The following is a 19,230-nucleotide window of genomic DNA, read 5'->3' as shown; positions in this document are numbered from 1 at the left end:
GAGATGGCTGTCGAAGTTGTGATGCCTAAATTGGGCATGTCGATGAAAGAAGGAACGGTATCTGTCTGGAATAAGGAGGTCGGTGAGACCGTAAATAAAGGGGAAAGCATTGCAAGCATCAACTCCGAAAAAATTGAAATGGAGATCGAATCACCTGCTGAAGGAACCATATTGGATATAAAAGTGTCTGAGGGAGAAGGTGTACCGCCTGGCACGGTCATTTGCTATATCGGTGAAGGAAATGAACAGGTGGAGGAAAAGAAAGAAAGAGACGTCCAGTCAAAACCAAAGAAAGAGAGAAAGAAAATCTCCCCTGTTGCTCGTAAAATTGCGAATAGCGCAAACCTAGACATTAATACGCTGGTGGGGACAGGACCGGGGGGAAGAATTACGAAAGCGGATGTGCTTCATGCGCTTCCTGAACGGGCAGAGAAAAAACAAAATGAGACAGAGCATCAACCTGTTAACACGATGCGGAAAACAATTGCCTCAAGAATGATGGAAAGCCTGCAAACAAGTGCACAATTAACCATTACGATGAAAGCGGACGTGACAAAACTTACAAACTTACAACAACAGCTGAATGAAACAGCCATAGCCCGTCACGATACAAAATTGACCATGACCGATTTTGTAGCCAAAGCAACGATCCTTTCATTACTCGAACACCCTGCGATGAACAGTCAATATCAAAATGAAAGAGTGGAAACTTTTGAGTATGTTCATCTTGGGATAGCTGCTGCTTTAGAAAACGGCTTAGCTGTGCCAGTTATTCGACATGCGGAGAGACTAGCGCTCATTGAGCTAACGAAGACCATCAAATTGTATGGCAAAAAAGCACGTGAAGGCAAACTTCTTCACGATGAAATCGAAGGCTCTACCTTTACGATCACCAACCTAGGTGCATATGGTGTAGAGCATTTCACTCCGATTTTGAATCCGCCGGAAGCCGGTATCCTTGGCGTCGGAACAATGTATGAAACCCCTGTTTATCGAGAGGATGAATTGTGCAAAGGGACCATCCTGCCACTCAGTCTTACGTTTGATCACCGCGTGCTGGACGGAGCGCCGGCATCCGCATTTTTATCAACGGTCAAAGCATATTTAGAAGAACCAATATCCATTCTTTTATAGGAAGAAGGTGAACGTATCATGACACTGGTCATTATAGGAGGCGGACCAGCAGGTTATGTGGCGGCCATAACAGCCGCCCGTTTTGGCAGGAAGGTTGTGTTAATTGATCAAGGTCAGCTGGGGGGTACCTGCCTCAATGAAGGCTGTATTCCGACGAAAGCACTTTTGCAAAGCGCCGATATGTATGAGCATGTGAAATCGGCTGTACATTTTGGAATTGAGCTCCCAGAACATGAGCCTATCATCCAATGGGATGCCGTTCAAAAACGGAAACAGTCTGTCGTCAAACAGCTGACTGATGGCGTTCGCTACTTGATGAATAAAAACAAAATCAGCGTGTTGAATGGGAAGGCGTCATTTCTATCGGCACATGAGCTATTGATAGAAAGTGAAGGGAAGTCTGAAATCATTCAAGCAAAACAAATCATTATTGCATCAGGGGCAGCGCCTGCTGCTTTACCTTTTGCACCTTTTGATGGGGAATGGATCATTCACAGCAAGGATGCCATGTCACTTTCTTCGATACCAGATTCGCTTTGTATTATTGGGGGAGGGGTGATCGGCTGTGAGTTTGCAAGCATATTTAGCAGAATGGGGACAAGAGTTGTCATGGTTGAGCGGGCAGTGCACATTTTACCTGAAGAAGATTGTGATATAGCACAATGTCTTCACGAGCAACTCGAAGAAACGGGTGTAGACATTTTGACGTCCGCCGCAGTCAAACAGCTTGATTCTTCTTCAAGAAAAGTAGTGGTAGAGAAAAATCAAGGAGAGCAGTGTGAAATCCAGTCTGATCTTTGCTTAGTGGCAATTGGCAGAACTCCGCAGCTTGGAGAGTTGAATCTTGATCAGGTCGGCATTGAATTTGACAGAAACGGAATCTACGTCAATGAACATATGCAAACCAATCTCCCGCATATCTATGCGTGCGGTGATGTGACAGGTGGGGTCCAGCTTGCTCATACTGCTTTTCATGAAGGAACGGTTGCGGCATCCCATGCATCAGGTGAACATGTAAAAGTCAATGAACAAGTGATTCCAAGATGCCTCTACACCTCTCCAGAAATTGCCAGTGTTGGTTTAAATGAAGAGAGTGCTAGAAAACAATATGAGGAGATTCGGATAGGGACATGTGCATTTTCTGCAAATGGAAAAGCGTTAATATTAAATCAACCAGCCGGTCAAGTAAAGGTCATTGTAGAACCGCAATATCAAGAAATTTTAGGTGTATCAATCATTGGACCGAATGCAACAGAACTGATTGGACAAGCGGCGGTGATGATGCATACAGAGCTGACCGCTGATACATTAGAGCAGTTTATTGCGGCACATCCGACACTTTCAGAGGCGATACACGAAGCCTTGCTGCAAACAATGGGACGAGCGGTGCACTGCTGAAAAAGACTCTTTTTCTATCCGATTGACTTCTTGGGTTAGCCAATGTTAATTGAAAGCGCTTTTATAATTATCTATAATGAATAAAAAGCCCCCAGAGGAGAGGATGGAATGAATCCGACGCCTTGTTATTTAAATACGTGGAAACGTTTTGTTCGTGAAGGTTTGCTTGATAAGTCTCGTCTGAATAAGAGAGTGATGGAATCATGGCACAGGTGTAAACAGGCAAATGTTAATCCGTATTTAGATAAAGGACAGTCGTTGTTAGAAAAGGAATTATTCAGTGCCCAAAAAAAGAAATACTCATTATTCCTCAATGCTGCTCTTCCTTACTTAAATAAAATCAGTCAGCAATTAAAAGAATCTGACATGCTGGCCTTACTTATCGATGCAGACGGTTATGTGCTAAGTCTGACAGGAAGCCAAAGAACGATGGTGGAAGCAAGAAAAATTAATTTTATGGAGGGGTCGCGCTGGACCGAAACAGATGTAGGGACGAACGCTATTGGAACGGCACTCGTCATCGGGGAAGCTGTGACGATCAACGGAACTGAGCATTTTTCTGTCGCCTCTCACCATTGGAGTTGTTCAGCCGCTCCTATTCGTGATGCAGACGGTACGATCATAGGGGTGATTGATATCTCCTGTATGGCGGATAACAAGCACCCTTTTATGCTTGGAATGGCTTCAACAGTTGCTTATGCCATAGAGAGAGAAATTCAAGTCCAGCAAAAAAGGAGAGAGATGGAGCTGATCACTCATTGTCTCCAGCAGGTGGAAGCAGACGAACCGTATGTGGTCTGTAATGAAAAAAAGCAAATTGTTTCTGCAAGCAGGTCAATTAGAGAACGATTTTCTGACTGGTACGGAATGGATGTCGAGCGGCTTAAGGGTCATCCATTTGTTATCCGGGGAACGCAGATCATTCAATCAGAGCAAGATGGAAAGATGCTGGGCATGTCCCTTTCCCTTGAAGAAGCAGCGAAAAGCAACATCACCGTTTCTTTTGCTCAATTTCCCGGGGAATCTGGAACAAGTAAGGTGTTTCAACAGACGCTCAGTGAGATGAAGAGAGCGGCACAAACAGATGCCAATGTATATATTTGGGGCGAAACAGGTACAGGGAAGGAACTGGCCGCTAGAGCTATTCACTCAGCCAGTGAGAGGCATAGAGGACCGTTTATTGCTGTTAATTGCGGATCCATTCCTGAAAGCCTGTTAGAAAGCGAATTATTTGGCTATGCTGAAGGGGCTTTTACAGGAGCAAAACGTCACGGAGCTAAAGGGAAGTTTGAACAAGCTCATAAAGGAACACTCTTTTTAGACGAAATTGGCGAAATCCCATATGCGATGCAAGTAGCGCTTCTTCGGGTGATAGAAGAAAGGAAAGTCGTACCGCTCGGCGGGACACACGAAATCCCTTTGGATATTAGAATTATTACAGCGACACACCGAAATATGAACGAACTGCTGAAGGAAGGAAAAATACGAGAAGACTTGTATTACCGTCTTCATGTCTATCCAATCAACATCCCGCCGCTTAGAGAAAGAAAAGAAGACATTCATGATTTATATCGTTATTACCAAAAGAAGTACCACTGGAATGCGGTATTTCCTGAATCATTTTTTCAGACATTGCAGGAATACCACTGGCCGGGAAACATACGAGAGCTTTTTAATCTGTTTGAACATCTAAGGGTCCTCTTTCCTAAAGGCGGATGGATTGGTGAATCGCAATATGCTTCAGTATTAGAGACGATTGATCAGAAAAAGCAGAAGCTGCATCCAGCAGAGTGTACCGAGATTCCAAAAGAACTCACGTTTAGGGAGCGCATTCAAAAGCAAACAGTGATAGAAGCACTGCATAAAACAAAAGGTCATGTGTCAGAAGCAGCGAAGTTAGCAGGGGTGCCAAGAAGTACTTTTTATAAGTGGATGCGAAAGTTTAAGCTGTCTTAGTCTCCTGAGGAAGGCTGCATCAAGGCCCTTGGTCTACATGAAGAGGTCGGGGGCTTTCTGCCAAGTTAAACAAATGGCATGGAAAAAGGCTTGACTGTTATATTAGTATATGTTAAATTATAAAAGCCGTCGCAAATGGGCCAGGAATGAAACGCTTTAAAATTCTTGACACATTTTTCTGGCATATATATAATGAAACATGTCTTATTATTCCGCAGTAGCTCAGTGGTAGAGCTATCGGCTGTTAACCGATCGGTCGTAGGTTCGAGTCCTACCTGCGGAGCCATAATGGAGAAGTACTCAAGTGGCTGAAGAGGCGCCCCTGCTAAGGGTGTAGGTCGCGTAAGCGGCGCGAGGGTTCAAATCCCTCCTTCTCCGCCATTATTTTATGGCCCGTTGGTCAAGCGGTTAAGACACCGCCCTTTCACGGCGGTAACACGGGTTCGAATCCCGTACGGGTCATGTTTTGTTTTTTGATTCGTTGGGCTATAGCCAAGCGGTAAGGCAACGGACTTTGACTCCGTCATGCGTTGGTTCGAATCCAGCTAGCCCAGCCATTTTTTATATATGTTTTTCTGCATAGCAGATGAGCCATTAGCTCAGTTGGTAGAGCATCTGACTTTTAATCAGAGGGTCGAAGGTTCGAGTCCTTCATGGCTCACCATTGTCACGCGGGTGTGGCGGAATTGGCAGACGCGCTAGACTTAGGATCTAGTGTCTTTATGACGTGGGGGTTCAAGTCCCTTCACCCGCATTGTTTTTTCAAACAGTGCACTTATGAATATAAGAGCACATCATACACGCGGTCGTGGCGGAATGGCAGACGCGCTAGGTTGAGGGCCTAGTGGGTGAATAACCCGTGGAGGTTCAAGTCCTCTCGGCCGCATCCCAATAATACCAAGGGTTTAACCACCTTTGGTATTATTTTTTTATGCGGAAATTACAGCTATGGGAGAAGACTTGCTTACCAAAACCATGCACCTTTTACAGCAGAAATATTGAATATTGCTAGTAAAGTAGTAACGGTTTTTTTTCATAATATCTTTTAGCATAATCAAACGCTATGTCATAGGATTTAGATCTAGTATATCCTACTGAAAGAGTTATAGTCTCTGATTAATTTGGAAACAAACTTATATGTACCTCCAATAGCTAGTCTTGGTACTGGTGAAAAGACGATCTATATTTTAGCGGCTAAAGTCCTGAATGCATCAGCAAATTGAGTTGATCTCAATCCATCTAAAGCCCCGCCTAATAACGCCGCAAATGGAGCAACGCCTTTTACAAGAAACGAGCGTCCATTTTATCCTAAAATGATGGTTTATTTTTTATCGAGTAAATTTATGATACGTTTTCCTCGTCCACCTCCAGCTTCTAAGGAATGATGAGCTTTGGCAACATCAGATAAAAAATAAATGCTATCAATAACTGGTCTGACCTTGTTGGAATCTACATAAGATGCTAATTCTTTTAGAAGTTCATTTTTGGGATTTGCACTGAATGTGCGAACTCTACGAGAACCGAAAGTAGTTGAAGCTAATATATATATTAAGGACGAAAAACTAGGAAATCCAATAGTAACCATTCTACCGTTCTTTGCAAGCAAGCGCCTATAATGTTTGAGGTCAGTTCCCACTGTGTCCATGACTACATCAAACTTTTTAAGATCAGTAGGAGATGTTTTTTTATAATCAAATACTTCGTCTGCACCTAGCTCTTGAAGAAAAGTAAGATGTTTTTCGTTTGCAAGAGCAGTTACATGAGCACCCAACATTTTGCCAATTTGAATCGCAATGCTTCCGACTCCTCCACTTGCACCACGTACAAGTAACTTTTCGCCTTTTCTAAGTTTAGTTTTATATTTTAAAGCAATAATTGCAGTAGCACCTACGCCAGGCAATGCCGCAGCTTGTAAGAGATCAACCTTTGTAGGAATTTTAGATATTTTCTCAGGTGATATAGCTACATATTCAGCGGCACTACCAATTTGGCTCCTTAATTTCATAGGAAGAACTCCCCACACTCTATCACCTAATTGATAATTTTTTACGTTCGATCCTACCTCAACAACCTCACCAGAAAAGTCTGCCCCTGTTCCTTTAGGGAATTGATTACCCGTTAATAGTTTCATCTTGCCTGATCGAAATAGCGTATCCATAGAGTTTACACTCGACCCATGTACACGAATGAGTACTTCTCCAGTTTCTATAACAGGTTTTGATATAGAATCTTCAAAAAGAACATTCGGTGATCCATATTTAGTATATTGTGCAGCACGCATCTTTTCATTTTTCATTTACTCACTCCATTTCCTAGAAAAAGTATGAACTTGAAGGGTTTTAAAATCAATTTAGCTCTCTAATACATGGGTGACATGGTTTACATATTTGATTATAATAAATGGAATTGATTTAACAAGTACTCAATATAAACTGACTAAGTAAGGAAAAACTGACTAAGGAGTGGATAAAATATGACTGAAAGTGAGCTAAATAAAGCGATAGCTCCAGCAAGTTATGCCTTAAATATATTAGCGGGAAAATGGAATTTAAAAATCTTAGCTGTACTATGTAGTTACAATGATATTCGATATAATGAGTTAAAGCGTAAAGTGTATGGAATTACAGGAACAATGCTCAATCAATCATTAAAGGATCTGATTGAAAACGGAATTGTTCAACGAGTTCAGTATAATGAAGTTCCATCAAGAGTAGAATATTCATTGACTGGGGCAGGACTAGAGCTGATCCCTATATTTGAACAACTTCTTTTATGGGGCGAAAACCAATTAGAAAAATCAAAATCAAAATAAAATGAATATAAAAAGAAAACTAGATTATCCAAGGGTAACTTTTGCAGTGCTTGATATGGCTGGCCACAACCTGCAAATTGAACAACCCGATGTATTTAACTCATTAGTCCATAACTGGTTAAACAGACTTGAGGCGGAAAATGTTAAGTAGTTTTTCTCTAAATGACTGTCCACTCATCTTAAGTAAGTGGACGTTTTTGTTTGAGAATAATATTTTTATATAATGCAGTCCAATCATCCCCATACCGTTTGAAAGGTTTTTTTGCTATCCATCGAAATGCTTCAACTATTAGTAAGATTTATATGTTTTCTACCGATTTGACCTATGTTAAAAAAGTCTACCTAAACAATCATAAGGCGGGTTGAGTAAATGCTTGGATTACCAAGAGGGGTGGTTTTTTTAGTTCCTTGGTCTGTTGAATGGGTCAAAGAATTTGAAATGGAAAAGAAACGAATAGTAGAGGTTATCGGTCAGTACACAGTGAATGTCCACCATATTGGAAGTACAGCAGTAAAGGGTTTAAGTGCGAAGCCAATTATTGATATTGCAATTGAAATAGATGATTTTCTTGACGGAGAACAGTGCGTAACAGCTTTGGAAGGGCTAGGTTATTCATATAAAGGAACCAATGTTTTACCTGAAAGACACTATTTCAACAAAGGAGAACCACGTACACACCAAATCCATATGTATCAAACAGGCAATAGGTATTTACTCGAACAGTTAAATTTCAGGGATTATTTAAGAAGTAACGAACTAGTAAGAAGTGAGTACGAGCAGCTCAAACTGAACCTATCAATTTTAAATAAAAATGAAAAACACAAATATGCAGAGGGGAAAACTGACTTTGTTCAGTCGATTTTAGAGAGAATTTAGAAAAGATTCTCTCTTTTGGTGATCAAACTAACTGATTTTATGCACAAGTGGACTCGCTACAAAGGGGAGTTTCTTCTTTTTAACCAAAATCAACATTATTCTTTAACATAGCTAAATTAACAAGGGTGAGGGATATGAAATTTGTTTATTCGTTTCATCATTAAACCCCCTGTCTTATTTGTGTCACTATAGCACGTTTGGTGCTCTTTTAAATCCTAAATTGCAATTATTTCCGATTCATGTTACAATAAGAATAATTATTTTTGTTCGGCGTAAAGGATAGCATGAAGAAAGACTTTTCGTCTTGAGGATACTTTGGGCAAGGATAGTATAATACATTGTGTGGTAAACGCACTAGGAGGCAACAAACATGGAACAAGGTACAGTAAAATGGTTTAACGCAGAAAAAGGTTTTGGATTTATCGAACGTGAAGAAGGCGACGATGTATTCGTACATTTCTCAGCTATCCAAGGTGACGGATTCAAATCTTTAGACGAAGGTCAAAAAGTAACATTTGACGTAGAGCAAGGTTCTCGTGGAGCTCAAGCTGCTAACGTTCAAAAAACTGCTTAATCTTCATTTTTAAAAACAGGTTCTCTGTAGAGAGCCTGTTTTTTTGTGTTTTCATTTATTTCTTCAATAAAAAACCCTACTCAGCGTACAAGTAGGGAGATGTTACAAGGTAATCGTAAAAAAATTCATGCTTCAAAGGTTTATCAACAGTATAGCATATTGGATTTACAATATGCGGAATTTGCCTAAATAAATTCTTTTTTCTTTCATAAGTTGAAGGGTGGATAGGTTCTTAGAGAACATGTAATCAAAAATGGTGAGGGGTGCCCAAAAGAGCGGCAGAGTTCTTAACAGAAACTTTTTATTTGCTTTTCTGTAATCCCTTTGATGACTTCTAATTCACTTAGCAAAAATTCATGGGCATCATCTAGCATTTTCTTTTCACTTGCATTTAGTGCTTTCTCTTTCTTCATACGCATCAGGTCACGTACAACTTCAGCACCGTCTTGGATGCTACCCGTTTTTATTTTGTTTGTATTAATTGTATGCCGTTCTTTCCATGTCAGTATTTGATCTGATTTGCCATGCTGGAAAATGTGTATCACACTGTTTAATGCCAGTATATCTGTAACAGGTCTAATACGTGAACCCGACATTTTCCGTGTTGGAATCATCACTTTCATATGACTGATTGACATATTAATCACATAATACTGTTGTTTTTCATCAGAAAATTCTTTTTCTTCTATGGCTTCAATTATACCTGCTCCATGCATTGGATACACAATGTTATCACCAATTTGAAACATATCATCCACCTCCATATTAAGTACCTACTATAAGGGTACCACAAATCGATCCGAAATAATCAAATTTTTAATAATAACATGTTTATTTATTTTTTGTCAATAAATTTAGTTCTAAAAAAGAGAGATTATTTTGAAGGAATTTTGGGTGTGATTTTTTATTATTATCCATGATTTTTGAACATATCCTCTAGAATCCTCGCTATAAGAAAAACAGGATATCCACCATTAAAAAAGACCAGCCATTGAGCTAGTCTTTCAAAATAGAATCCGATCATAATGTCGAAATATCAATGACAAACCGATAACGCACATCACTTTTCAGCACACGTTCATACGCTTCATCAACTTGACTTGCGTTGATCACTTCAATTTGTGGTGCGATATTGTGAGCAGCTGCGAAATCGAGCATTTCTTGTGTTTCTTGTATGCCTCCAACGAGTGAACCGGCAATGCTGCGGCGGCCAGTAATCAATGAAAAGACGTGGAATTGATCTGGCTCAGGTGGTGCACCGACGTTCACCAAGGTTCCATCCACACGAAGTAGGGACAAATAGGCGTCTATATTGATATTGGCAGAAACTGTGTTGAGAATGAGGTCATACTGACCGGCTAGTGACTGAAAGGTATGAGGATCACTTGTAGCAAAATAATCTTTTGCACCAAATGACAGCGCCTCTTCTTTTTTATTCAAAGAGCGGCTCAATACCGTGACTTCAGCGCCAAGTGCACGTGCGAATTGAATGGCCACGTGACCGAGTCCGCCCATCCCGACGATGGCAACTTTTTTACCTGGCCCTGCTTTCCAGTGCTTTAACGGTGAATAAGTTGTGATTCCAGCGCAGAGAAGAGGACTTGCGGCATCAAGGGATAGTTGATCTGGAATGCTGACGACAAAGCGCTCTGTCACGACAATCTTCTGACTATAGCCGCCGTAAGTCGGTTCCCCGTCATAATCGAGGTTATTATAGGTTTGGACGACCCCTTTCGTGCAATATTGCTCGTCTCCATTTTGGCAATATTCACAGGTGCCGCAGGAATCAACAAAGCAGCCAACACCTACACGGTCTCCGATCTGAAATTTCGTCACATCATCACCAACAGCGGCAACGACTCCAGTGATCTCATGACCCGGAACCATTGGGAAAATACCGCCGCCCCATTCATCAAAGGCACTGTGGATATCTGAATGACAGATCCCGCTAAATTGAATATCGATTAAAATATCATGTGGACGAAGCGCTCTTCGTTCAATGGTTGTCCGTTCAAAGCTCGCTTTTGCATGTGAAACACTTAAAACGTTTGAATGGTGCGTCTGACACATTCTTGATCATCCTTTCAAAAGTAAGATTCTTTACTTCTATACTGTACGTCTTAAAGTGAACTCTAAGTCAATAGAGAACCCTCTTCAAGCTTTTCAACATCCTTAAATAAAGAATTGAGCCAAAAGCATCTTGCGTTCTCTATCAAATTGGAGATGATGAGAAGAAGGAATTTCATTTTTCATAAGGTGAGAGAAGAAGAGAAGGGTGAAAACAATGAAAATAGCACAAGCCGCCAAGCAGCTCGATTTATCTACTGCCACGCTCAGATACTACGAGAATATTGGTTTAATTCGACCGATCCGGCGTGATGAAAACGGTGTTCGTGATTATGCAGAAGAAGATATTCAGTGGATTGAATTTATCAAATGTATGAGAAATGCGGGTCTCTCAATTGATGCACTTAGAGAATATACGGCTTTATTTATCGAGGGCGAGGATCGTACCCTGTCCTCGCGGAAAAGTATTTTGGTCAATGAGAGAGAAAGACTTGTAGAAAAACAAAAGGAAATCGAAGAGACGATTAAGCGGTTAGATTACAAGATAGAAAGTTATGAAGATATTATCCACAGCTATGAACAAAAGCTGGTTCATCAACTAAAAACCAGCTTAATTTAAATGAAGAAAAACCTGTGACTTTTCACAGGTTTTGTGATGTGGTTATCTTTTTGTGTAACGCACCCAGTTATAATGTGCGTGGAGCGGTGTAACACCGTTATAGGAGCCGAGCCATTCATCGACACCTGCACCATTCCAGAGGTTCATCATAATCTTTCCTGGAGTTTGAGGGATTTGAGTAGTGGCAGTATGTTTTAATTGTCCATCTACATACCATTTAATCGAGTTAGGCTGCCAGTCAAATGCATACGTGTGATAAGAGTTTGCTGCATCAAAACCAAGGTTGACGATCTTTTCATGATTTCCTACACCATTGGTATAGTAGTTAAACTGAACCTTTGTCGTATCTTTTCCTAGAAATTCGATATCAATTTCATCCCAAGGCGTACCATCAGTCGGTCCCGTATAAGTAAAGAACGAAGACACGATCCCTACATTTTTGGCTGGTTTCATGCTGACTTCATATAGACCGTAGCCATATGTTTGAGTGGAGCGGTTTTCTCCGCAGTCAAACTTATTATAGGAGGGACTTGTGAGCGATAATCGCATTTCACCTAATGACGTCATGGAGACATTATTTGCACGCCACGTACAGTTAAACATGTTTCCATTCGAGTACCCATCGGCTTTTTGCCATAACCCCGTATTATAGTTGTTAAAAGGCTCGTAAAACGACCCGCCTGTTTGTGCCGAGGCACCCGCAGTAAATGTGGACAAACTCAAGACTATTCCAGTGACAAGCAGCATCAACATTCGTTTCACACGGTAAGACATGTAGGCATTCCCCTCTCCTTTTTTGAAAGCGTTTTCTTAATTGATCATACATGATTCTCTCAAAATGGAAAATCGGTCTAATATATGATATTAAAGAGGATTTTTTGCTAGATTCTTCTCTTATTTCATAGGAAGTTACTAAAGAAAATGGTATAAACAGCAAAAGATCATCAAAAACTCATTCGTTAAAATTGAGTTTTTGATCTTTTTCATGCCATTTAATAAAGAATGATTGACAAAGCGGACAGTTGTCCGTAAGATAATATCGGGACAATTGTCCTAATGAGAATCAAAAGAGATGAGATTTAACACATAGAGATAAGTGCAATATGGATGAAGGTAAAGAAGGTGAGGCATCATGGAAAAGGATATTGGAAAGGAAATTGAAGAGGTCGCTTTTTCTTTGTTTCAGGAATTTGGCGTGGAAAATGTCAGCATGCATAAAATTGCCAAAACAGCTGGTGTTGGGCAGGGCACTCTTTACCGCCGCTATGCCAATAAAAGTGATTTGTGCCTTTCTATCCTTGGAGAAAGATTTGAACAGCTGATCCCTGCTTTGCATCTTTACTTGAGCAAAATCAGTGACCAGCCGGTTCGTGAACGTTTGCGTTATGTGCTCGAAGAAATTCATCTCATCGTCGGTCATCATTTAGACTGGATTCGGATGCTTACAATCTCTGGAAATTTAGAGCAGACAAGTAAAGTGTATGATTGTCATTACAGTCAATCGCTTAAACAAATCATTCGTGATTTGCTGGAGGAAGCAGAAGAAAAAGGGGAAGCGAACATACAGGATATTGAGCTGACGACATTATGTATGTCCTCTCCGATGACGCCTGAACTGATGTTTTATATTTGTGAATCTGGTTATTCAATCGAAAAAATCGCTCAATTCGCTGCAGAGAAACAGATTTTATCTGTTTTCAATAGACATTGAAGTGGCTCATTTCTGACCAGCCTGACTTCCTATGATTGATCTAAATTGAAAAAGAAAAGGAGCCAACCTACTATGAACAAACAGCAAGCAGCAGCTTCTCATATTCGAACGCTGCCCATTATTATCTCATTTATTACAGCTGGTTTTATTGGCTTGTTCAGTGAAACAGCACTAAATATGGCGCTGAGAAGCTTAACGTTAGACTTTGGTATTGAAGCAACGACAGCTCAGTGGCTGACAACAGGATATTTATTAACACTTGGTATTCTCGTACCAATTTCAGGACTCATTCTTCAGTGGTTTACAACAAGACAGCTTTTCATTACGTCGCTCATCTTTTCGATCATTGGAACATTTATTGCGGCGGTTGCGCCAGTCTTTAGTATTTTAATGGTGGCACGTGTCGTACAGGCAGTCGGTACAGCATTGCTTCTTCCATTGATGTTCAATACGATTTTGGTGATCATCCCGCCTCATAAACGAGGCAGATCAATGGGGATTATAGGTCTTGTGATCATGTTTGCACCAGCTGTTGGTCCAACAGTCTCTGGTCTTATTTTGAAATCGCTGACTTGGCATTGGATTTTCTGGATTTCACTTCCGTTATTAATAGCTGCACTCGTCTTTGGTTTTATCTTTATGCAAAATATTACGGAGCCAACAAGACCAAAAATCGACATTTTATCGATTGTGCTTTCAACCATTGGTTTCGGAGGAATTGTGTATGGCTTTAGCAGTGCCGGTGAAGGCGGTGGCTGGAGCAGTATGCATGTTATCGTTGCAATTGTAGTAGGTGTCATTGGGATTCTTGTATTCTCTCTCAGACAGTTGAATATGAAGGAACCGATGTTGAACTTAAGTCCGTTTAAATATCCGATGTTTGTCATTGGGTTACTGCTGATCTTAGTGTGTATGATGGTGATGCTGTCTGCTATGATGATTTTGCCATTGTATCTGCAAACATCCTTGGCACTAACGACATTTACAGCAGGTTTAATGCTATTGCCTGGTGGAATTATCAACGGTCTGCTATCTCCAATCATGGGTGGGCTATTTGATAAGTTTGGACCAAAATGGCTTGTGATTCCAGGGCTTGTCATTGTCGCAGCGACGATGTTTGGCTTCACGAATTTAAGTGTGAATACATCGATTGGATACATTGTGACCCTTCATATTACGTTAATGGTCGGAATCGCGATGATCATGATGCCTGCACAAACAAATGGATTAAATCAGCTGCCGCCAGAGCTATATCCGCATGGTACAGCGATTATGAATACATTGCAGCAGGTGTCAGGAGCTATTGGTACTGCGGTCGGTATTTCGATCCTTTCATCAGGGACCCGCAGCTTTATGGAAAATGTGGCTGATCCCGCAAATCCGATGAACCAGCTGCTCGCCTTTACAAATGGCGTCCAGCATGCATTTATCTTTGCTGTGATCATGACCGTCATTGGTTTGATCATCGCTTTCTTCATTAAACGAGTGAAAGTAGAACAGCAAGTTTCATAAAATAGATGAAAAGCACTGAGGACCTAGCGCCGCAGTGCTTTTTTGATTTGCCCAATGCTTGTTTCAAAGAGAGCGAAAATGGGGAGATAGATAAAAAGTGAACCAATGAGAATGTGCTGCTGATTCAGTAGAAGGAAAAGAGGAAAAAGGAACGAATGAGTTAGAAGAAATGAATAAGATAGGAGACTGAGATCATGAACTTAGAAGAACAAATCAAAATCGCTGCGTCATTACGTCAACCAGCTGAAGGTTCATTACCGAGTCAATCGGAACTAAAACCAGTCCATCCTCCTGAAGTAAACAAAATGGAATATGACATTCCAACAAGTGCTGGCGAAACAAAGGTATGGGTATTTAAGCCGGTCAACACATCAAAGCAGCCGCTTCCTGTTTTTGTGAATTTACATGGCGGAGGATTTATCCTAGGCAGTGCTGAAATGGATAACCACTGGTGTCCGGTCATTGCAGACCGAGCGCAATGTATCGTCGTCAATGTGGAGTATCAGCTTGCCCCAGAGCACCCTTTCCCGGCCGCTCTTCATGAATGCTACGATGTGCTGAAGTGGCTGTATGAACACCCTGATGAGCTTCAAATAGATCCCAAAGCAATAGCCATTGGCGGACATAGCGCAGGAGGAAACTTGGCAACGGCTGCTTGTCTCTTAAATATTCAAAAAGGGAACAAACTCCCGATTGTCTATCAAGTGCTTGATTATCCGCCGCTTGATTTAGCCACTGATCCAGCACAAAAACCAGCGTTTGAAGAAGCGATCCCAGTTGAAATGGCGAGACTCTTTAATGCCTTCTATCTGCAAGGCCAAGATCCGCACAATCCGCTCGTTTCTCCGATCTTTGCCGATCGTTCATCCTTGGCACAAATGCCACCAGCTCTCGTTATCACAGCTGAAAGAGATTCGCTAGCTCAAGAAGCCGAACAATATGCGGAGAAGTTAAAAGAAGCAGGGGTAGATGTCACGTACAGACAGTTTAAAGGAGTCCCTCACGCCTTCACGCATGCCGGAGATTTAGCAATAGCTGAAGAGGCTTGGCATCTGATGAGTGATCAATTGAAGAAGGCATTTGAATAAGATAAGAACAGTGATGTAAAAGCACAGAACCCAGCGGGTCTGTGCTTTTATTGTTGTTAAGTGAATGAAAAAGATCAGATATCTGCCTTCATTGTCGATATAATAGAAAGAATAGAAGACGACTTAAAAAAGGAGCGAATCTAATGGAAAAAGAGAAACTACAGGCATTTTGTCTTTCTTTAAAAGGAGTAACCCATGATTATCAGCCAGAATGGCATGCAGATCGTTATCATATTGGTGGAAAGATGTTTGCTATGATGGGCGGAGATGCGAATCGAAAACCTGTCATCACTTTAAAATGTGACCCTCAACGAGCTGAAGAACTAAGAGAGGCGCATGAGGGGATTATTCCGGGCTATTATATGAATAAGACTCATTGGAATTCGATTTACCTTGATGCGGACATTCCATCTTCATTTGTAGAGGAGTTAATCGAACATTCCTACCAATTGGTTTTTCACAAATTAACAAAAAAATCTCAACATGACATCCTCCAACATGATGAATGAAGTGAGACAAGTTAATAAACCGTGTGATTCTCTTCAAAATTGACTAGAGCGAAGTGCTGTCGTTATAATTTAACCAGTTAGAAGACGTTAATAGGGGGATATAATTGAGCTATACAGTCATTACAGGAGCAAGTTCAGGTATTGGGGTATGAGGCGGCGCTAGCCTTTGCAGCACGAGGCAAAAACCTTATTTTAGCTGCACGCCGGCTCGAGAAACTCCACGAACTGAAGAAAGAGATTCTTGATCAATATCCCGAGATCAAAGTAAACATACAGTCTGTCGATTTAACCGACATGGAGCAAGTGTATTCATTTTATGAATCGTTGGCTGAATATGAGCTTGACACCTTCATTAATAATGCAGGGTTTGGCCATTTCGGTTCAATAGGAGAACAGGACGTAAGTAAAATTGGGGATATGCTTCATCTGAATATCGAAGCCTTAACGATTTTATCCACTTTATTTGTTCGTGATTATGAGCAAGTAGAAGGGGCTCAGCTGATCAACATTTCTTCAAGAGCGGGCTATACAGTCGTCGGCAATGCCGTCACCTATTCAGCCACGAAGTTTTACGTGAGTGCCTTTACAGAAGGACTGCACTAGAGTTGAAAGAAAAAGGAGCTAACTTACAGGCAAAAGTATTAGCGCCTTCCGCGACAGAATCAGAATTTGCAAAGCGTTCATTAGATGTAGACCAATTTGAATATGAAGGCAATATCAAGAAATATCATACATCAAAAGAAATGGCAGCTTGTCTGCTCGAGCTTTATGATCATGAAAAAACAGTCGGTATTGTTGACGGCAGGACATTCGACTTTGAATTGAAAGACCCGATTTTACACATGCTGGTCCAAGTATGAAATAGAAATGACACATCACTGAGGGCAGATTTCCTCGGTGATTTTTTTATGGCATGATTGACTGTGTGGTAACCACATGGTTTAGAATGTGTACAAAAGGAGGGAATCTAGTGACGTATGTAACAAGTGGAGAAGTATGTAAGCTACTAAACATCACAAAGTATACGCTTCGTCATTATATAGAACAGGATCTCGTACGCCCTGCGAAGGTTGCTCAAAATGGATACCAATTATTTGATGAAAAAGAGATTTACACCCTTTATCAAATCCTTTTCTTAAAAAAGGCGGGCTTCTCTTTAAAAGATATAAGCGAGACCTTTTCGAATGAACAAAGTATCACTCTGTCCTACCAAGAAATGCTGGATCAGGTCGAGAAGCAAATACAGGAACTAAGCGAAGTGAAACAGCGTCTGGAGCATATGCTGTCGATTCAAAACAGCCTTCAGCTTAATAAAACAACCATCCAAGATCGGCCAATTCGGTATTTAAAACAGATCCCGCATCATCTTCTAAAGGGTGAAACAGAGCTGGACTTTAAACAAATCGTTCATCAAAAGGAGCTGGATCTGTCTCTTTTTGAGGAGAGATATTATGTGATCAATCTGCAAGATGACACAACAATTTCTTATTATGTATCAAATGAACGTGATTATGATGTGAGACTGGATGCAGGTTCTTACGCGGTCAAAAGCTTTTTAGCTGGAGATGAAGAGAAGGTCATTGAAGAAATTGAGGCTTTTCTACATGAAGTACCTTTTACACAAGAGAGTGCACAACCTTCTTCTATCATCTTATATGAGAATGTACCAGTCTCTGTCACGTACCAAAATTCAATGGTGTACACAGTTGAACAAGGAGCGGGGAATAGAAGATGAAAAAAAGGATTTGGCTGATCATCGCAGCAGCAGTACTCATTTTCATCGCAGCATTTGTAGTTTATGAAAACAGCTTTGCTATGAATGAAAAGGAAGTCGTCATGGAGACTGAAAATGGGACATTATCAGGTATCGTGACCACGCCTAAGAAAGCGCCAATCAAAGGAGTTGTGCTTTTTATACACGGAGATGGTCCTCAAAATGCCACATATGACGGAGGATACAGACCCTTAATGGAACGCTTTGCAAAGCAAGGCTATGCATCTATATCATGGGATAAGCCCGGGGTGGGTCAATCAGAAGGAAACTGGCTCCATCAATCCATGGAGGATCGTGCAAAAGAAGTAGACAATGTGATCAAATGGGCGAAAAAAGAGCCTGATCTTCAATCAAAACAAATCATCTTATGGGGAGCAAGCCAAGCAGGCTGGGTGATCCCAAAAGTAATGGCTGATCGAACAGATATCACAGCCTCCATTCTTGTCGGGCCTGCTGTCAATTGGATGAGACAGGGAAGGTACTATACACTTCAAACATTAAAAGAAGCGGATGCATCTAAAGAACAAATTCAAAAAACACTCAAAAAAGAAGATGAGCAAAACAAATTATTAGTAGAAGGCGCAGCATTTCGCACATATCAAAAGAAAACGGACGATCAAGAGATGACAAAAGATCGATTTGAATTCATTCAAAAGAACATGAAAGCCGATGCCACTTCAGATATCAAGTGCATCCAATCACCGACCTATTTGGTTTTGGCGCAGAATGACCGAAATGTAGATTCTGCTGAAACAAAAAGGATCTACGAAAAAGAAGTAGCACCTAAATGGTTGCATGTTCAAACAATTAGAGGCGTAGAGCATTCAATGCTGAATCCGCTCATTCATCATTCAAATACCCTGGTCACATTAGCAGCGATCGCCGCACCGAAAGACTTCCTGCTTAGCCAAGCGTACTTGGATCACTGTGAAAACATACTAGAGCAGCTAAAAACACCTTTGCATTAGGTGTTTTTTTCATGCGTTCTTTGATAAAACAAAGAATCAAAGATCCAGTAGATGAGACTGCTCATGATGACGATAGGCACAGATGCCGAGCTCCCAATACCATCAATGACAAAAAGCATGACAACCATTGCAATCAGTAAATAAGCGGCTAAATAAAGAGGATGGAAAGCCTTTGGCTGCAAAGAAAACAACAACTGCAAAGGAACCGCAAAAACGAAATAATAAACGAAA

At 41.0% G+C, this 19,230-nt stretch carries 18 protein-coding genes, 7 tRNA genes and 2 pseudogenes; 22 read left to right on the top strand and 5 right to left on the bottom strand.

What is annotated here, in order from left to right:
- The first annotated feature begins 3 nt into the window (after nt 1–3).
- The 10 genes from C6Y03_RS10985 to C6Y03_RS10940 all read left to right on the top strand — a co-directional run bounded on the left by C6Y03_RS10985 (nt 4) and on the right by C6Y03_RS10940 (nt 5,374).
- Complete coding sequence (locus C6Y03_RS10985) at nt 4–1,134, top strand: dihydrolipoamide acetyltransferase family protein (RefSeq protein ID WP_106039293.1); 1,131 nt, start codon at nt 4–6, stop codon at nt 1,132–1,134.
- A gap of 18 nt (nt 1,135–1,152) precedes the next feature.
- Nucleotides 1,153–2,532, top strand: coding sequence for a dihydrolipoyl dehydrogenase (gene lpdA, locus C6Y03_RS10980; protein ID WP_106039292.1), 1,380 nt, complete (start codon nt 1,153–1,155; stop codon nt 2,530–2,532).
- A 108-nt stretch (nt 2,533–2,640) separates the two neighbouring features.
- Nucleotides 2,641–4,488 carry a sigma-54-dependent Fis family transcriptional regulator gene (locus C6Y03_RS10975; RefSeq protein WP_106039291.1) on the top strand — a complete coding sequence of 616 codons (1,848 nt, stop codon included), beginning with the start codon at nt 2,641–2,643 and terminating at the stop codon, nt 4,486–4,488.
- A gap of 211 nt (nt 4,489–4,699) precedes the next feature.
- Nucleotides 4,700–4,774, top strand: a tRNA-Asn gene (locus C6Y03_RS10970).
- 4 nt (nt 4,775–4,778) lie between these two features.
- Nucleotides 4,779–4,869 (top strand) — tRNA-Ser (locus tag C6Y03_RS10965).
- Nucleotides 4,870–4,878: 9 nt separating this feature from the next.
- A tRNA-Glu gene (locus tag C6Y03_RS10960) sits at nt 4,879–4,950 on the top strand.
- Between the two features lie 20 nt (nt 4,951–4,970).
- Nucleotides 4,971–5,045 (top strand) — tRNA-Gln (locus tag C6Y03_RS10955).
- Between the two features lie 31 nt (nt 5,046–5,076).
- Nucleotides 5,077–5,152: transfer RNA gene (locus C6Y03_RS10950), tRNA-Lys, on the top strand.
- A 7-nt stretch (nt 5,153–5,159) separates the two neighbouring features.
- Nucleotides 5,160–5,242 (top strand) — tRNA-Leu (locus C6Y03_RS10945).
- A 48-nt stretch (nt 5,243–5,290) separates the two neighbouring features.
- Nucleotides 5,291–5,374, top strand: a tRNA-Leu gene (locus C6Y03_RS10940).
- Nucleotides 5,375–5,809: 435 nt separating this feature from the next.
- Here C6Y03_RS10940 and C6Y03_RS10935 read toward each other — a convergent pair.
- On the bottom strand, nt 5,810–6,784 hold the full coding sequence (locus tag C6Y03_RS10935; RefSeq protein WP_106037131.1) for an NAD(P)-dependent alcohol dehydrogenase: 975 nt from the start codon (nt 6,782–6,784) through the stop codon (nt 5,810–5,812).
- 177 nt (nt 6,785–6,961) lie between these two features.
- On the opposite strand from C6Y03_RS10935, the gene C6Y03_RS10930 reads away from it, so the two are divergent.
- The 4 genes and pseudogenes from C6Y03_RS10930 (at nt 6,962) to C6Y03_RS10915 (ending at nt 8,751) form a co-directional block, all read left to right on the top strand.
- The gene (locus C6Y03_RS10930; RefSeq protein ID WP_066031279.1) at nt 6,962–7,300 is read left to right on the top strand and encodes a winged helix-turn-helix transcriptional regulator; all 339 of its coding nucleotides are present in this window, start codon (nt 6,962–6,964) and stop codon (nt 7,298–7,300) included.
- 22 nt (nt 7,301–7,322) lie between these two features.
- Nucleotides 7,323–7,451 (top strand): annotated as a pseudogene (locus tag C6Y03_RS19350) (alpha/beta fold hydrolase); the annotation flags it as partial.
- 219 nt (nt 7,452–7,670) lie between these two features.
- Nucleotides 7,671–8,177 (top strand): GrpB family protein, encoded by a 507-nt coding sequence (locus C6Y03_RS10920; protein ID WP_106039290.1) that lies wholly within the window; start codon nt 7,671–7,673, stop codon nt 8,175–8,177.
- A gap of 370 nt (nt 8,178–8,547) precedes the next feature.
- Nucleotides 8,548–8,751, top strand: a complete 204-nt coding sequence (locus C6Y03_RS10915) for a cold-shock protein (RefSeq protein ID WP_003214229.1) — start codon at nt 8,548–8,550, stop codon at nt 8,749–8,751.
- 287 nt (nt 8,752–9,038) lie between these two features.
- Here C6Y03_RS10915 and C6Y03_RS10910 read toward each other — a convergent pair whose 3' ends face one another.
- Complete coding sequence (locus C6Y03_RS10910; protein ID WP_095286254.1) at nt 9,039–9,500, bottom strand: CarD family transcriptional regulator; 462 nt, start codon at nt 9,498–9,500, stop codon at nt 9,039–9,041.
- A gap of 271 nt (nt 9,501–9,771) precedes the next feature.
- The gene (locus C6Y03_RS10905; protein WP_034666054.1) at nt 9,772–10,821 is read right to left on the bottom strand and encodes an NAD(P)-dependent alcohol dehydrogenase; all 1,050 of its coding nucleotides are present in this window, start codon (nt 10,819–10,821) and stop codon (nt 9,772–9,774) included.
- A 214-nt stretch (nt 10,822–11,035) separates the two neighbouring features.
- On the opposite strand from C6Y03_RS10905, the gene C6Y03_RS10900 reads away from it, so the two are divergent.
- The gene (locus tag C6Y03_RS10900; protein WP_034666051.1) at nt 11,036–11,437 is read left to right on the top strand and encodes a MerR family transcriptional regulator; all 402 of its coding nucleotides are present in this window, start codon (nt 11,036–11,038) and stop codon (nt 11,435–11,437) included.
- A gap of 42 nt (nt 11,438–11,479) precedes the next feature.
- Here the strand turns inward: C6Y03_RS10900 and bglS are convergent, their stop codons facing one another.
- Entirely contained in the window at nt 11,480–12,211 is a 732-nt protein-coding gene (gene bglS / locus C6Y03_RS10895) for a beta-glucanase (protein ID WP_003214284.1), read from the bottom strand.
- 358 nt (nt 12,212–12,569) lie between these two features.
- Between bglS and C6Y03_RS10890 the strand changes: the two genes are divergently transcribed.
- The 7 genes and pseudogenes from C6Y03_RS10890 (at nt 12,570) to C6Y03_RS10860 (ending at nt 18,999) form a co-directional block, all read left to right on the top strand.
- Nucleotides 12,570–13,148: a TetR/AcrR family transcriptional regulator gene (locus tag C6Y03_RS10890; RefSeq protein ID WP_034666049.1), complete on the top strand. Its 579-nt coding sequence runs from the start codon at nt 12,570–12,572 to the stop codon at nt 13,146–13,148.
- A gap of 72 nt (nt 13,149–13,220) precedes the next feature.
- Nucleotides 13,221–14,660: a DHA2 family efflux MFS transporter permease subunit gene (locus C6Y03_RS10885; protein ID WP_034666046.1), complete on the top strand. Its 1,440-nt coding sequence runs from the start codon at nt 13,221–13,223 to the stop codon at nt 14,658–14,660.
- A gap of 194 nt (nt 14,661–14,854) precedes the next feature.
- Nucleotides 14,855–15,748: an alpha/beta hydrolase gene (locus tag C6Y03_RS10880; RefSeq protein ID WP_106037135.1), complete on the top strand. Its 894-nt coding sequence runs from the start codon at nt 14,855–14,857 to the stop codon at nt 15,746–15,748.
- Nucleotides 15,749–15,891: 143 nt separating this feature from the next.
- Nucleotides 15,892–16,257, top strand: coding sequence for an MmcQ/YjbR family DNA-binding protein (locus C6Y03_RS10875; RefSeq protein WP_060595608.1), 366 nt, complete (start codon nt 15,892–15,894; stop codon nt 16,255–16,257).
- A gap of 104 nt (nt 16,258–16,361) precedes the next feature.
- Nucleotides 16,362–17,117: pseudogene (locus C6Y03_RS10870) on the top strand (SDR family NAD(P)-dependent oxidoreductase).
- Nucleotides 17,118–17,227: 110 nt separating this feature from the next.
- Nucleotides 17,228–17,992, top strand: a complete 765-nt coding sequence (locus tag C6Y03_RS10865) for a MerR family transcriptional regulator (RefSeq protein WP_164847192.1) — start codon at nt 17,228–17,230, stop codon at nt 17,990–17,992.
- Nucleotides 17,989–18,999 (top strand): alpha/beta hydrolase family protein, encoded by a 1,011-nt coding sequence (locus tag C6Y03_RS10860; RefSeq protein ID WP_106039288.1) that lies wholly within the window; start codon nt 17,989–17,991, stop codon nt 18,997–18,999. The genes C6Y03_RS10865 and C6Y03_RS10860 overlap by 4 nt, the downstream gene beginning before the upstream one ends.
- Here C6Y03_RS10860 and C6Y03_RS19625 read toward each other — a convergent pair.
- A complete protein-coding gene (locus C6Y03_RS19625; RefSeq protein WP_248065149.1) occupies nt 18,996–19,181 on the bottom strand; it encodes a hypothetical protein in 186 nt (61 codons plus the stop codon). The two genes, C6Y03_RS10860 and C6Y03_RS19625, sit on opposite strands and share 4 nt — an antisense overlap.
- Between the last annotated feature and the right edge of the window lie 49 nt (nt 19,182–19,230).

This window comes from Bacillus sp. LNXM65 (genome assembly GCF_002998575.1).
Taxonomy (GTDB): domain Bacteria; phylum Bacillota; class Bacilli; order Bacillales; family Bacillaceae; genus Bacillus.
Note: the sequence above shows the minus strand (reverse complement) of the source record. Positions and strands in the feature narration are given on the sequence as shown.

Bases quoted from the DNA above. Each gene is read 5' to 3' on its own strand.
- C6Y03_RS10875 (WP_060595608.1), top strand. From the start codon at position 15,892: ATGGAAAAAGAGAAACTACAGGCATTTTGTCTTTCTTTAAAAGGAGTA.
- C6Y03_RS10890 (WP_034666049.1), top strand. From the start codon at position 12,570: ATGGAAAAGGATATTGGAAAGGAAATTGAAGAGGTCGCTTTTTCTTTG.
- C6Y03_RS10985 (WP_106039293.1), top strand. From the start codon at position 4: ATGGCTGTCGAAGTTGTGATGCCTAAATTGGGCATGTCGATGAAAGAA.
- C6Y03_RS10910 (WP_095286254.1), bottom strand. From the start codon at position 9,500: ATGTTTCAAATTGGTGATAACATTGTGTATCCAATGCATGGAGCAGGT.
- C6Y03_RS10915 (WP_003214229.1), top strand. From the start codon at position 8,548: ATGGAACAAGGTACAGTAAAATGGTTTAACGCAGAAAAAGGTTTTGGA.
- C6Y03_RS10905 (WP_034666054.1), bottom strand. From the start codon at position 10,821: ATGTGTCAGACGCACCATTCAAACGTTTTAAGTGTTTCACATGCAAAA.
- bglS (WP_003214284.1), bottom strand. From the start codon at position 12,211: ATGTCTTACCGTGTGAAACGAATGTTGATGCTGCTTGTCACTGGAATA.
- C6Y03_RS10885 (WP_034666046.1), top strand. From the start codon at position 13,221: ATGAACAAACAGCAAGCAGCAGCTTCTCATATTCGAACGCTGCCCATT.
- C6Y03_RS10920 (WP_106039290.1), top strand. From the start codon at position 7,671: ATGCTTGGATTACCAAGAGGGGTGGTTTTTTTAGTTCCTTGGTCTGTT.
- C6Y03_RS10975 (WP_106039291.1), top strand. From the start codon at position 2,641: ATGAATCCGACGCCTTGTTATTTAAATACGTGGAAACGTTTTGTTCGT.
- lpdA (WP_106039292.1), top strand. From the start codon at position 1,153: ATGACACTGGTCATTATAGGAGGCGGACCAGCAGGTTATGTGGCGGCC.
- C6Y03_RS10900 (WP_034666051.1), top strand. From the start codon at position 11,036: ATGAAAATAGCACAAGCCGCCAAGCAGCTCGATTTATCTACTGCCACG.
- C6Y03_RS10860 (WP_106039288.1), top strand. From the start codon at position 17,989: ATGAAAAAAAGGATTTGGCTGATCATCGCAGCAGCAGTACTCATTTTC.
- C6Y03_RS10935 (WP_106037131.1), bottom strand. From the start codon at position 6,784: ATGAAAAATGAAAAGATGCGTGCTGCACAATATACTAAATATGGATCA.
- C6Y03_RS10930 (WP_066031279.1), top strand. From the start codon at position 6,962: ATGACTGAAAGTGAGCTAAATAAAGCGATAGCTCCAGCAAGTTATGCC.
- C6Y03_RS10880 (WP_106037135.1), top strand. From the start codon at position 14,855: ATGAACTTAGAAGAACAAATCAAAATCGCTGCGTCATTACGTCAACCA.